The organism is Janthinobacterium sp. 75 (genome assembly GCF_004365495.1).
In the GTDB taxonomy this organism is placed as follows: domain Bacteria; phylum Pseudomonadota; class Gammaproteobacteria; order Burkholderiales; family Burkholderiaceae_D; genus Janthinobacterium.
On record NZ_SORD01000001.1, the window covers coordinates 3,789,497 to 3,802,119 of the forward strand.

Genomic DNA, 12,623 nt, shown 5'->3' on the forward strand with positions numbered 1-12,623 from the left:
TACTATTCCTTATCACTGAGTTGGTGCAAGGCTTGCACGGCGGGAAACAGGCTACGGTAGCGACCGTAGCGGATGCTCAAGGCTGCGCTGTGCGCGGCATCGGGCAGGAAAGTGTTTTTGATGGGCAAGCCCTGCGCCAGCAGGCTGGTGTCGCCAATGGCGGCAAAGCCCAGCTTGGCCGCGCCCAGGCTGGCCGACAGTTCGCTGTTGTGCAGGGTGCGCATTTCGCGTCCCAGCACATTGGCCAGCAATTGCGCCCAGTACTGGCTGCGCGCGCCGCCGCCCACCAGCATGCAGTGGGGAACGACGGCGCCCGTCGATGTCACTGCCGCCATGGCGTCGCGCAAGGCAAAGGCCACGCCTTCGAGCACGGCGTAGCCGAGCTGCGCCGGCGTGCTGTCGTGGCCCAGCTGCAAAAAGGCGCCGCGCACTTGCGGGTCGTTATGCGGCGTGCGCTCGCCTGACAGGTAGGGCAGGAACAGCGGTGCGGATGGCGCGACAGCTGTGTCGAGCGGCAAGCCCGCTTCCACCAGCGCCAGCAGGGCTGCCTCGTCGGGCTGGCCCAGCACGCCAGTCGCCCAGCGCAGGCAGCTGGCGCCGGACAAAATCGCCCCCATGGCGTACCAGCGGCCGGGCAGGGCGTGGCAAAAGCTGTGCACGCCGCCGGCCGGGTTGCCCAAAGGCGCTTCGGTGACGGAAACGATGGCGGCGCTGGTGCCCAGCGAAATAAAACTGTCGCCGCCGTTGACGGCGCCGATGCCGACAGCCGAGACAGGGTTGTCGCCGCCGCCACCCGCCACCACCACGTCCATGGGCAAGCCCAGCTGGTCGGCGATGGCGGCCAGCACGGTGCCGGTCGCGGCATCGCCTTCAGCCAGGGCCGGCATCTGTTCCGGCGCCAGGCCGCAGGCGGCCAGCATGGGCGCGTACCAGGCGCGCTTGGCCTCGTCCAGCCACAGGGTGCCGGCCGCGTCGGACATGTCCGTCAGTTTGATCCCCGTCAAACGCAGGCGCAAATAGTCTTTTGGCGACAGCAGGCAGGCGATGGCGGCGAAAGCGTCAGGCTCGTGCGTTTGCAGCCACAGCAGTTTTGGCGCCGTCAGGCCCGCCATGGGCAGGCTGCCCGTCACGTCCGCGTAGGCGGGAAAGTCGCGCGCCAGGGCGGCCGCTTCGGCCTCGGCGCGCGCATCGTTCCACAGGATGGCGGGACGGATCACGGCATCGTCAACGTCGAGCAGCACGGCGCCATGCATCTGGCCCGACAGGCCGATGCAAACGATGCGCGCGTATTCCTGCGGCCAGCCGGCGCGCAGCTGGCCCAGCGCGTTGACACAGGCGGCCCACCAATCCTGCGGCGCTTGTTCGGACCAGCCCGGCTGCGGGCGGCTCACGTCCAGGCGGACGGAAGCCTGGCCGCGCACGCTGCCTGTGCTGTCCATCAGCACGGTTTTCAGTTCGGAGGTACCGAGGTCGATACCGAGGGAAATCGCTGGATGCATATTGGATTACTGTAAGAGGTCAGGGGCAGCCGCAGGAATTGCGCACGCGCAGGGCCGGCGACAAGCGCTGCACATGCTGGGCGCGGCCCGGGTTGGCGATGCGGTCGATTAACAGGTCGACGGCCATGGCGCCCAGCTCTTCGAGCGGCTGCGCCATCACGGTCAGGCGGGGGCTGAAATAATCGGCCCAGTCGAAATCATCGAAGCCGGCCAGCGCGACGTCTTGCGGTACCGCAATGTGGGCGTCACGCAAGGCGTGCATGGTGCCGATGGTCATCAGGTTATTGCCGGCCACGATGGCCGTGGGCCGCTGTGACAGTGCCAGCAGTTCCAGAGTGGCCGTGCCGCTGCGCTCCAGGTTCGAGTCGCCCGAGCGCAGCAGCTCTGCGTCAAAGTCGATATTGGCGCGCTGCAAGGCCAGGCGGTAGCCTGCGATACGCTCGTCCGTCGTGGACAGGCCGGGCGCGCCGGCAATGAAACCGATGCGGCGGTGGCCGTGGGCCGCGATCAGATGGCTGACCAGCTGGGCCGTCGCCTCGGTGTTTTCCACGCCCACCTGGTCGAACGGCTGCGGCGACATGCGGTCGACCAGCACGGAAGCGATCTTGTTGCTGGTCAAATAGTCGAGCGCGCGGTTGTGCGGATCGCCCGAGGGCGCCAGTACGATGCCGTCGACCCGGCGCTGGTGCAAGTTCTGCACCACTTTGAGTTCCTGTTCGGGATCGTCATGCGTGTCGGAAAACAGCATCATCAAGCCGTGGCGCGTGCAGGCCGCCTCGATGGCGCGCACGGTTTCGCTGAAGTAATGATTGGTGAAAGCGGAAATGGCCACGCCGATGGTGCCCGACGAGGAGCCGGCCAGGGCGCGCGCCAGCATGTTCGGCACATAGCCGATCTGCTGCATGGCCGCGTTGACGGCGGCGACGGTTTTCGGGCTGACCTTGCGGGTGCCGTTGACTACGTGAGAGACGGTCGACAACGATACGTCCGCCGCCCGCGCTACATCTTCCATGGTGGCCATGGTGTCTCCTGATGGTTTTTTTATTATTGTGTACTGCGATTGGGTGCGGCTGTGTCGCCGCGTTTGAATCTATCGTAAACAAAAGAAAGCGCTTGCGCAAGCGCTTTCTTTTTTTGTGCGGACGCTTGCCGAGTGGCTTTTCGATGAAGACAAGGGGATGCGTGCGTAGGTCGGATTAGCGCGCCGCAGGCGCGCGTAATCCGACGCCTGGGACGGCGGTGATGTTGGTTGAGTGTGGTGGTGTTGTCGGCTTACGCGCTTGCGCGCTAACTCGACCTACCCCGACCTAAGCCTCATCAAGATGGCAAGGTTGCGTTATTGAATCACCAGCTCATGCAATTCGCCGGGGGAGTCCGGGAACAGTTTCACGACGGTGGAAGTGCGCGTCCCATAGCCCGGCGTTTCGATGCAGACGGCGGACAGCACGCGCTCAAGGTCGAGCGGCACGCCCGTGTCCGGCAAGCGGAAGTCGGGCGCGCGCGTGGTATCAGCCAGCATATCGAAATACGCGTCGTCGGGCGCGCCCTGGCACAGCAGGCTGGCAAACTGGGCTTTGGTCTTCAAGACTTTCGGCCAAGGCGCGTCCAGCAGGGCGTTCGACAAGCCGTAGATGCCCGGTTCCAACGGTTGGCCATTGCGTGCATCGCCATCGCCCCGGTTGGAAAACCAGATCAGCGTATGCGCGTCGCCCAGTACCAGATTGAAACCGTTGTAGGCTTTGCATCCGGGGCGGATTTGCGCGATGTAGTCTTGCGGTGACATATTTCCGGCCAGATAGTCGGCCACCAGGGCGCCGCGCGAGGGGGCGTCCGGGTTGCGGTCTTGCGGACTGCGGATATTGGTGATGGCGGCAAAGCGCGAACTGCCGCTGCCGGCCTGCGTGATGCCCATCCAGCTGCCGCCCGCCTGCAGATCGCGGCCCGCATACACTTGCGGGTGCTCGGTCCAGGCGCCGGCAGGGGCGCTGGCGCGTTCATAGAATTCGTCGCGGTTGGCGGCGGCAATCAGCGGGATGTGCGGATTGACTTTCCAGGCAAAAACGATCAGGCACATGGAGGCAAATCCATGAACACTTCCGTATGGCGCGCGCCGGCCGTCAGGGCCAGCAAGCCCGCCTCGTCGGCGGCTGCGGCCAGCAGTTCGGCAAAACCTTCGCCGACGACGGGATAGATTTCCATCCACGTCTGCAAGCCGTCCTTCACTTCCGGACGGCGCTTGAGTTGCGGCGACACGCCGGAGGCGGCCGCCAGCTTTGCCTGCAAGGAGCGGACCCGCGCTTCCAGCGCCTGGGCGTGCTCTTCCTTGACCTGATAATAAATGTACAAATCTTTCATGGCATTCTCACAAGTCGAGTGCGTCGAGCACGTAAGGCATGGGCAGGAACTGCACGTGAGCGCCCAGGGCCGAACCGTAGCGCACGGCGCCGGCGGCGCTTGAACCTTCCGCTATCGCCCCCAACTTCATTTCAACGAGGGCGTCGATGCCGCCGGCACCGTTGGGCGCGGCGTTGACGAGCATGCCGCAGGGCTGGTCCGGGTCGCTGACGGCGAACAGTTCGCCACCGGCCACTGCCGCTGCGTCAGCGATGCTGACGAGGGTGGTACGGCGCTTGAGCTTGCCCAGATACTGGCTGCGCGCGACGATTTCCTGGCCCGGGTAGCAGCCTTTCTTGAAATTGACGCCGCCCAGCAGCTCGAAATTGACCATTTGCGGCACGAATTGCTCTTGCGTGGAGGCCGTGATCTGCGGGATGCCCGCATGGATTTCCGACAATTGCCAGGCGTCATTACCGCCCTTGGCCAGTTGTTCGGTCAACTGTGGCCACAGCTCGCGCGCCGTGGCGGCGGACGTCAGCCATTCATAGCGGGCGCTGCCAAAGGCATCGGCCACGCGCAGCAGGGTGCCCAGAGTGTGGTCCACTTTGCTGAACGGCGTGGCGGGCAGTACGGGGAAGCAGGCGGACAGGGCGGCGCTGGCCTTTAGTCCACCGAAGCCCAGGATGACCTGGTTCGCTTCATCAAAGGACGCATCGTGCAGCTTGGCCTTGGCGCGCAGCACGAACATTTGCAAGCGCTTCTGGATGGCTGGCTGTATGGCGCGCGGCAATTGCAGATAAATGGTGGTGGCATTGCGCCACATCAGGAAACTGGCAAGCATCCTGCCCTTGGGCGTGCAATAGCCGGCCAGGCGCACTTGCTCCCGGTCCAGGTGTTCCACATCGTTGGTCAGCTGGCCGTGCAGGAAACTGGCTGCCTCGTCGCCGGTCAAGCCGATCAAGCCCTGGTCCGTGATGGCCGCGACAAAACCTTCTTGCAGCTGGGACACTGTCAGGGACTGGCCAAAATCGGCGATGGGGTAGACGTTGGTGGCGACGCTGGTGACAAGAGCGGTGCTGTCAGGCGCGCCATCGATGACAACGGGGCGGGCGCCTTGTGCAGTTAAAAATTGATTCCAGTTATTCATAATTTCCATTAGATCAGCGATTAAGCATTATCATTACGGGTTCATTATAGTGATGTCGCGCAGATTGCGTCGGCAGCGGCAAGAATGCCAGTGTTGGCGCCGCTTTGCGCGTACTTGCTTCACAAATGAACGATCATAACAAGCGCGCGCTGCCCGGTAGCGCCCGCATCACAAGAATCGGAACAATGGCTTTCTTTAAAAAACTTGTAGTCAGTTCGCTCATCGCCGCCATCGGCGCCGGGGGTACTTTTGTGTACTGGGCGCAGCAACCCATCACCACGGAAGGCGAAGCGATCCCGTTTACGATCATGCCGGGCAGTGGCGCGCATGCGGCCGGCCAGCAGATTGCGGACGCGGGCGTGCCCATCGTGCCCATCCTGTTCAACTTGCTGGCGCGTATCGAAGGCAAGACCTCGAAGATCAAGGCCGGTTCATACGAACTGAAGCCTGGCACGACACCGCAGCGTCTGATCACGCAGCTGGCGCGCGGTGAATTCGCGCAAGAATCGCTGACCATCATCGAAGGCTGGACTTTCAAGCAGATGCGCCAGGCGATGGCCAGTCATCCCGGGCTCAAGCACGATACCGTGGGCCTGTCCGACAAGGAGTTGATGGCGAAAATCAGTCCCGAATTTGTGCTGCCGGAAGGCCTGTTCTTCCCGGATACCTATCTGTTTGCCAAGGGCGCCAGCGAAATGCAGATTTTCAAGCAGGCGCACACGGCCATGATAGGTCGTTTGTCCGAGGCGTGGTTCAAGCGCGATCCCGCCTTGCCCTATAAAAACCCGTACGAGGCGCTGATCATGGCTTCCATCGTGGAAAAGGAAACGGGACAAAAGTCCGAACGTGCCATGATCGCCGGCGTCTTCGTCAACCGCCTGAAGACCGGCATGCTGCTTCAGACGGACCCGACCGTAATCTATGGCATGGGCGACAACTACCAGGGCAAGATCCGCAAACGCGACCTGGAAGCGGACACCCCGTACAATACCTACACGCGCGGCGGCTTGCCGCCCACGCCGATCGCGCTGGCTGGCGCGCAATCGCTGACGGCGGCGCTGGCGCCGGCCCGCACGCAGGCGCTGTATTTCGTGGCGCGCGGCGACGGCACCAGTCAGTTCTCGGCCAACTTGCCCGACCATAACCGCGCCGTGAACCAGTACCAGCGGTAATTTCACCTGATTAAGTAAGAAGTTTCATGACACAACACCATCAACCCCGCTTCATCACCTTCGAAGGCATCGATGGCGCGGGCAAGTCGACGCATATCGGCTTTGTTACCGACTATTTGCAGCAGCGGGGCGTAAGCCTCGTGTCGTCGCGCGAACCGGGCGGCACCGGCCTGGGCGAAAAGCTGCGCGAACTGCTGTTGCATGAAAAAATGCATTTGGAAACGGAAGCCTTGCTGATGTTCGCCAGCCGCCGCGAACACATCGCGCAAGTCATCGCGCCTGCCCTGGAGCGGGGCGAGTGGGTCATTTCCGACCGTTTTACCGATGCCAGCTTTGCCTACCAGGGTGGCGGCCGGGGCATGGACTTGCGCAAGATGGAAGCGCTGGAAGCGTGGGTGCATCCCCACCTGCAGCCGGACCTGACGTTTTTGTTCGACGTGCCGCTGGCCGTGGCCCGTGCCCGCCTGGACGCTACGCGCTCGCTCGACAAGTTCGAACAGGAGCGATCGGATTTCTTCGCCGCCACGCGCAACGAGTATCTGCGCCGCGCCGCCCAGTTCCCTGAACGCTTCCGCATCATCGATTCCACGCAAAGCATCGCTGACATTCAAGTACAGCTCGCACAGCTGCTTGATGTTCTGCTTGAGCAAAGTGCTGTAACACGCTGATTTAAAAGAAGATGATATGACAAGTTCTCTCTATCCCTGGCAGCAGGACGCCTGGCAGCAATTGCAAGCGCTGCGCCCGCGCATGCCGCACGCCATTTTGTTCCATGGCGCGCAAGGCATCGGCAAGGCAGACTTCATCGAGCATTTCGCGCAGGCCTTGCTGTGCGAAGACGTACGCGCAGACGGTCATGCCTGCGGCGCGTGCGCTTCGTGCGGCTGGTTTAGCCAGGGCAACCATCCGGATTACCGCAGGGTCCGTCCGGAAGCGCTGGAAGACGAGGTGGCCGACGACGGCGAAGAGGGCGAAGGCGCGAAGAAGAGCGCCAAGACCAAGACGCCGTCGAAAGACATCAAGATCGAGCAGATCCGCAACCTGGCCGACTTCATGAACATTTCCACGCACCGCCAAGGCTTGCGCGTGGTGGTGCTGTACCCGGCCGAGGCGCTCAATACGCCCGCCTCGAATGCCTTGCTGAAGACGCTGGAGGAGCCTCCGCCGGGTACCTTGTTCCTGCTGGCATCGAACAGCCTGGACCGCTTGCTGCCGACGATCTTGTCACGCTGCCGCAAGTTCGCCTTGCCCATGCCCAGCCACGAGCAGGCCTTGACCTGGCTCAAGGCCCAAGGCTTGAATGACGCGGACAGCTGGCTGCGCGAGCAGGGCGGCGCGCCGCTGGCCGCGCTGGCCCAATCCGAGTCGGGTGGCCGCGAAGAAACGGAACAGTTGCTGCAAGTGTTGGCCCATCCGGGCGTGGAAGCTGCCCTGAAGGCGGCCGACAAGCTGCAGAAGGCGCCTTTGGCGCCACTTGTGGCGTCCTTGCAGCGCTGGCTGTACGATGTGTTTTCCGTGAAATTGTCCGGCACCATCCGCTACTATCCGCGCCACAGGCGGGAGCTGGAAGCGCTGGCCGCACGCATCAACGTCAGCCGTTTGATGGCCGCCATCAAGGCAGCCAATGAGCGCAGGGCGATCGCCGAGCACCCCTTGTCGCCTAAGCTATTCCTGGAAGACATGCTGCTCGACTACTCTTCAAGCTGCCAATGAAATCAATCGCTTGCGTCACCAAGTTAATGCAGATTATTTAATTATTGGCACGATGCGAACGATTTGGCCGCAGGTTTCAGCAAGAACACTCTCCACGTTTCCGCGCGCAACCCCCATGGCTGCGCAGCGGCAGTCTACTATACATCTTGATAATATTTTTGCCTGGCGCGCCATGGCCGTTTGCCACGCTAGCCCCGCGGTGATACAGTCAAGGCACTGGACAGCAATGGAGGCGTGCATGAAACGCGTCACTGGCATCGGCGGCATCTTCTTCCTCGCGCAAGACCCGGCCGCGCTGCGCGCCTGGTACCAGCGCCACCTGGGCCTGGATGTGCAGCCTTGGGGCGGGGCCGCCTTCACCTGGACGGATGCTAATGGCCAGCCCACGGGTGGCACCACCATCTGGTCCGTGGCGGCACAGGACAGCGAGCAATTCGCGCCGGGCAAGGCTGGCTTCATGATCAATTACCGGGTCGATGACCTCGATGCGCTGCTGCAAGCGCTGCGCGACGAGGGCTGTACGGTGCTGGACAAGGCGCCCGACTCGCAATACGGCCAGTTCGGCTGGGTCATTGATCCCGAGGGTAACAAGGTGGAGCTGTGGCAGCCACCCGAGGGGCAATAGGGAACTCAGGCGCCAGATCAGCGATAATATCGTCTCAGCCAACCATTTTATTTATTTATGCGCGACATTATTGCTGGATTTCTACGCTTTCAAAAAGAGGTTTTTCCCGAGCGCCGCGAGTTGTTCAAGACGCTGGCCACGGGACAAACCCCCAAGGCCCTGTTCATTTCCTGCTCAGACAGCCGCATGGTGCCGGAACTGGTAACGCAGCGCGAACCAGGCGAGCTCTTCGTGATTCGCAACGCGGGCAACATCGTGCCCTCGTACGGCCCCGAACCGGGTGGCGTGAGCGCCACGGTGGAATTTGCCGTGTCCGCCTTGAACGTGAGCGACATCGTTATTTGCGGCCATTCCGATTGCGGTGCGATGAAGGCGATTGCCACCTGTGCCTGCCTGGACCATATGCCGGCCGTGCGCAGCTGGCTGCACCATGCCGATGCGGCGCGCATGATCAACGAGTCGGTCGAGCATCCGACGGAACAGTCGCGCATCGACGGCATGGTGCGCGCCAATGTGGTCGCGCAACTCAATAACCTGCGCACCCATCCCTCGGTGGCGCTCGCCATGGCGCAAAACAGGCTGACCCTGCACGGCTGGGTGTACGACATCGAGAACGGTTCCCTTGACGCGCTCGACGAGTCGACCGGCCACTTCGTTCCGCTGGCGGAACATCCTGCCTCGAAGCTGTAAGCATCCGCACCACCATGGCAGGGGATGACGGCGCTGTTCCCCTGCCATTTTTTGCTCCCTCCGGTACAATCCCGCCTTATGTATATCGATTCCCATTGCCATATCAATTTCCCCGAGCTGGCTGCTCGCATGCCCGAGATCCTCGCCAAGATGGCCGAGAACAAGGTGACGCACGCCCTGTGCGTGTCCGTCGACTTGCCGGACTTCCCACAGGTGCTGGCCCTGGCCGAGCAGTATCCGCATATTTTCGCATCCGTCGGCGTGCATCCCGACTACGAGGACACGCCTGAACCGTCCGTGGAAGACCTGGTGCGCCTGGCCGACCACCCGAAGATCATCGCCATCGGCGAGACGGGTCTCGACTATTTTCGCCTGACGGGCGACCTGGAATGGCAGCGCGAGCGTTTTCGTACGCACATCAAAGCTTCAAGAATCACCCGTAAGCCCTTGATTATTCACACACGGGCGGCCAGTGCAGACACGATACGCATCATGCGCGAAGAGGGCGCGGGCATATCCGATGGCGGCGTGGCCGGCGTCATGCATTGCTTTACGGAGTCGCTGGAAGTGGCTCGCGCCGCCATAGACATGGGTTTCTATATTTCGTTTTCCGGCATCGTCACGTTCAAGAGCGCGAAGGATTTGCAAGCCGTGGCTTTGGACGTGCCGCTCGAACGCATACTGATCGAGACGGATTCGCCGTATCTGGCGCCCGTACCGTTCCGCGGCCGCATGAATGAGCCCGGCTATGTGGCCCACGTGGCCGAATATCTGTCGACCCTGAAAGGCATCCCCCTGGAGCAGGTGGCGCGCCAGACGACGGATAATTTCTTCAAGTTATTCAATCAGTTGCCATAACTTCTTAAGGTTAGACATGATGAAAAAACTCGCCCTGGCGATGCTGCTCTGCTGTGCCACCGCCAGCCAGGCGGCGCCGGAACCGGACACTTTCTTCCGTGCCGTGTCCGTCAACAACGCGAGCGGCGTGCGCAGCATGCTGGACGAAGGCATGAATCCGAACCAGCCTGATACGCAGCGGGGTGACATTCCCCTCGTGCTGGCCTTGCGCGACGATGCGGACAAGGTATTCAAGCTGCTGCTCGACACGCCGGGCATCGACATCGAAGCGCGCTCGGCCAATGGCAACACGGCGCTGATGATGGCCGCCTACAAGCACAAGCTGGACGCCGTGCAAGCCTTGCTGGCCAAGGGCGCCAAGGTCAACCAGAGCGGCTGGACGGCGCTCCACTATGCGGCCTCGGCGGGCGACTTGCCCATCATGAAGATTTTTCTGGACCGTGATGCCGTGGTCGATGCGCGCGCCCCTGCCAACGTCACGCCGCTGATGTTCGCCGCCCGCGAAGGGCAGGAAGGTGCCGTCAAGCTGCTGCTGTCCTGGGGCGCGGACGCCAGCCTGAAAAGCGACCATGGCTGGACGGCCGCGCAGTTCGCCCAGGCGGGCGACAAGCCCGGCGTGGTGGCCATCATCGAAGCGGCACAGAAGGCGCGCGCCTCCCGTAAGTGATCTTTCTAGTCATATTTTCCATGCCAGCGCTGAAACTGGCATGGAAATGCCTCTCACCTCAGCGCTTTGTTCCCCCGGCCAATTAACGATAATGATCCTGTCGCATTAATCAGGAGATCGTCGCATGGGCCATCACATCACCGTCAGGCGCCGGCTGTATTGTCGCCGCCCCTCGCGCAGCCCGTGCGATATCACTGCTTTCTGGAATGACAAAACCGATCGGCCATCGGAGCCAGACTCCAAGAGGACAGACATGCTGAATGAACGAGAAATCGAGAGTTGTTACCTGGGGCAATTTATCCCCGTCCATTACCACCACAATATGTTGATGGACCAGAACCGCATGCACGGGTTCAAGTCGGCGATCGATTACGCGGTGAAGCCCGGCATGAAGGTGCTGGAACTGGGTGGCGGCACGGGCGTGCTGTCGTGGTTTGCGGCTGCGCGCGCTGACAAGGTGTGGTGCGTGGAGTTCAATCCGGACATGGTCAAGGAAGCGCGCAAGATGCTGGCGCTCAATCCCAACGGTGAAAAAGTGGAAGTTGTCCACGCGGACGCCTTCGAATATCTGCCGCCCGAACCCGTCGACATTGTCATCTGCGAAATGATACACGTGGGCATGCTGCGCGAAAAGCAAGTGGAAGTGATCGAATCATTCAAGCGCCGCTACCTGGCCCGTTTTGGCGGCCCGCTGCCCATCTTCCTGCCCGAAGCCGTCATCATGGCCGTGCAGCCGATGCAGCAGGAATACGATTTCGAGGGTTTTTATGCGCCCATCGTGCAATTCCAGGAAACCACGGCCATCCATCCGGGTGTGCAGGAACTGGCGCCGCCGTCCGTGTACAGCATCATCGACTTCAGCCAGCCGACGGACAGCGTGTTCGGCTTTGATGGCAAGTTCGTCGTCGAACGCAGCGGCACACTGAACGCCTTGCGTTTCGTCACCAAGAACATCCTGGCCGTGGTGCCCGAGCGCTCGACCACCATCGACTGGCTGAACCACTACATGTGCTTGCCGCTGGCCACGCCGCTGGCCGTGAAGGCGGGCGACGTGCTGCAAGTGAGCTTCCAGTACCGCGCCGGCGGCTCGATACCCTCGCTGGAAGCGTCGATGCGCGCGCAGGTAATCTATGATGTGAACCTGCAGCCAGTGACACAGAACGCTGTCTATGCCTGATTTGCATTAATTTAAAGGCAAGGCCGCAGGCATTTCGTCCTGCGGCGTTTGTCCATTCAGGGTATATTTCGTCCTTTACCACTGGACAGCTTTATTATCATGGAACAGATCGATCAGCGTTACCTCGTGCAACAGAACAAAATCAGCGATGGCGAGACCAAGCCACCCGTGTTTGCCAAGGTAATGCGCAGCAAGGAAGGCGTGTTTGAAGGCGTGTCCTTCATCAAGTCGAAGGAAAAGGCCACCGTCATGACCATCGACGAGGCCAAGCAGGCCATCAAATGGGCCACCAGCAAGAAGCCGAACGCGCATGAGTACATCACGAAAGTGATTTGCGTCGGCCAATAAGATCATCGCCAGCTACCGTTCATTCCTGTTTTTACTCAGTCCATCCCCGCATCCTGCAGTTCATCGCATGGCCGTTGCCGTCGCGGCGGAGCTTTACTATAGTGCTGTCACGGTAGCGGGGCAAGCACGGCTTGCTCCGCACATTTCATTCGAGGGGAACGCGATGCTGGGATTTGTGCTGTGGCTGCTGCTCTTGCTGGTGTGCTGGCCCTTGGCCTTGCTGGCACTCGTGCTGTACCCGCTGGCATGGCTGCTGTTGCTGCCATTGCGCCTGATCGGCATCGGCGTGGAAGGCGTGTTCGAATTGCTGCGCGCCATCGTCATGCTGCCGGCCCGCGTGCTGGGCGGCGGGCGGCACTAAACTGAATTTCCCATAAAAAATGGCGCCCT

General features: G+C 61.7%; 15 protein-coding genes. 10 read left to right on the forward strand and 5 right to left on the reverse strand.

What is annotated here, in order from left to right; all coding sequences use genetic code 11:
- Positions 1-2: 2 nt before the first annotated feature.
- The 5 genes from xylB to C8C89_RS17310 form a co-directional block, all read right to left on the reverse strand.
- Positions 3-1,487, reverse strand: a complete 1,485-nt coding sequence (xylB, locus tag C8C89_RS17290) for a xylulokinase (RefSeq protein WP_208327789.1) — start codon at positions 1,485-1,487, stop codon at positions 3-5.
- A 31-nt stretch (positions 1,488-1,518) separates the two neighbouring features.
- A complete protein-coding gene (locus C8C89_RS17295) occupies positions 1,519-2,520 on the reverse strand; it encodes a LacI family DNA-binding transcriptional regulator (protein ID WP_133991334.1) in 1,002 nt (333 codons plus the stop codon).
- A 315-nt stretch (positions 2,521-2,835) separates the two neighbouring features.
- Positions 2,836-3,573, reverse strand: a complete 738-nt coding sequence (locus tag C8C89_RS17300; RefSeq protein ID WP_133991336.1) for an NRDE family protein — start codon at positions 3,571-3,573, stop codon at positions 2,836-2,838.
- Positions 3,564-3,854: a DUF4936 family protein gene (locus C8C89_RS17305; RefSeq protein WP_101481378.1), complete on the reverse strand. Its 291-nt coding sequence runs from the start codon at positions 3,852-3,854 to the stop codon at positions 3,564-3,566. The genes C8C89_RS17300 and C8C89_RS17305 overlap by 10 nt, the downstream gene beginning before the upstream one ends.
- Before the next feature lie 7 nt (positions 3,855-3,861).
- On the reverse strand, positions 3,862-4,992 hold the full coding sequence (locus C8C89_RS17310) for a folate-binding protein YgfZ (RefSeq protein WP_133991338.1): 1,131 nt from the start codon (positions 4,990-4,992) through the stop codon (positions 3,862-3,864).
- A gap of 176 nt (positions 4,993-5,168) precedes the next feature.
- On the opposite strand from C8C89_RS17310, the gene mltG reads away from it, so the two are divergent.
- From mltG to C8C89_RS17360, 10 genes are all read left to right on the forward strand, one after another.
- On the forward strand, positions 5,169-6,155 hold the full coding sequence (mltG, locus tag C8C89_RS17315; RefSeq protein WP_101481376.1) for an endolytic transglycosylase MltG: 987 nt from the start codon (positions 5,169-5,171) through the stop codon (positions 6,153-6,155).
- 26 nt (positions 6,156-6,181) lie between these two features.
- Positions 6,182-6,823: a dTMP kinase gene (gene tmk, locus C8C89_RS17320; protein ID WP_101481375.1), complete on the forward strand. Its 642-nt coding sequence runs from the start codon at positions 6,182-6,184 to the stop codon at positions 6,821-6,823.
- 16 nt (positions 6,824-6,839) lie between these two features.
- Positions 6,840-7,868: a DNA polymerase III subunit delta' gene (locus tag C8C89_RS17325; RefSeq protein WP_133991340.1), complete on the forward strand. Its 1,029-nt coding sequence runs from the start codon at positions 6,840-6,842 to the stop codon at positions 7,866-7,868.
- Positions 7,869-8,106: 238 nt separating this feature from the next.
- Complete coding sequence (locus C8C89_RS17330; RefSeq protein ID WP_133991342.1) at positions 8,107-8,493, forward strand: VOC family protein; 387 nt, start codon at positions 8,107-8,109, stop codon at positions 8,491-8,493.
- Positions 8,494-8,550: 57 nt separating this feature from the next.
- On the forward strand, positions 8,551-9,183 hold the full coding sequence (locus C8C89_RS17335; RefSeq protein WP_101481372.1) for a carbonic anhydrase: 633 nt from the start codon (positions 8,551-8,553) through the stop codon (positions 9,181-9,183).
- Positions 9,184-9,261: 78 nt separating this feature from the next.
- A complete protein-coding gene (locus C8C89_RS17340; RefSeq protein WP_133991344.1) occupies positions 9,262-10,041 on the forward strand; it encodes a TatD family hydrolase in 780 nt (259 codons plus the stop codon).
- A gap of 16 nt (positions 10,042-10,057) precedes the next feature.
- Entirely contained in the window at positions 10,058-10,708 is a 651-nt protein-coding gene (locus C8C89_RS17345; protein ID WP_133991346.1) for an ankyrin repeat domain-containing protein, read from the forward strand.
- Between the two features lie 253 nt (positions 10,709-10,961).
- Positions 10,962-11,885, forward strand: coding sequence for a methyltransferase domain-containing protein (locus tag C8C89_RS17350; RefSeq protein WP_133991348.1), 924 nt, complete (start codon positions 10,962-10,964; stop codon positions 11,883-11,885).
- Positions 11,886-11,984: 99 nt separating this feature from the next.
- The gene (locus C8C89_RS17355) at positions 11,985-12,233 is read left to right on the forward strand and encodes a hypothetical protein (protein ID WP_101481369.1); all 249 of its coding nucleotides are present in this window, start codon (positions 11,985-11,987) and stop codon (positions 12,231-12,233) included.
- A 163-nt stretch (positions 12,234-12,396) separates the two neighbouring features.
- On the forward strand, positions 12,397-12,594 hold the full coding sequence (locus C8C89_RS17360; RefSeq protein ID WP_101481368.1) for a hypothetical protein: 198 nt from the start codon (positions 12,397-12,399) through the stop codon (positions 12,592-12,594).
- Positions 12,595-12,623: the final 29 nt, after the last annotated feature.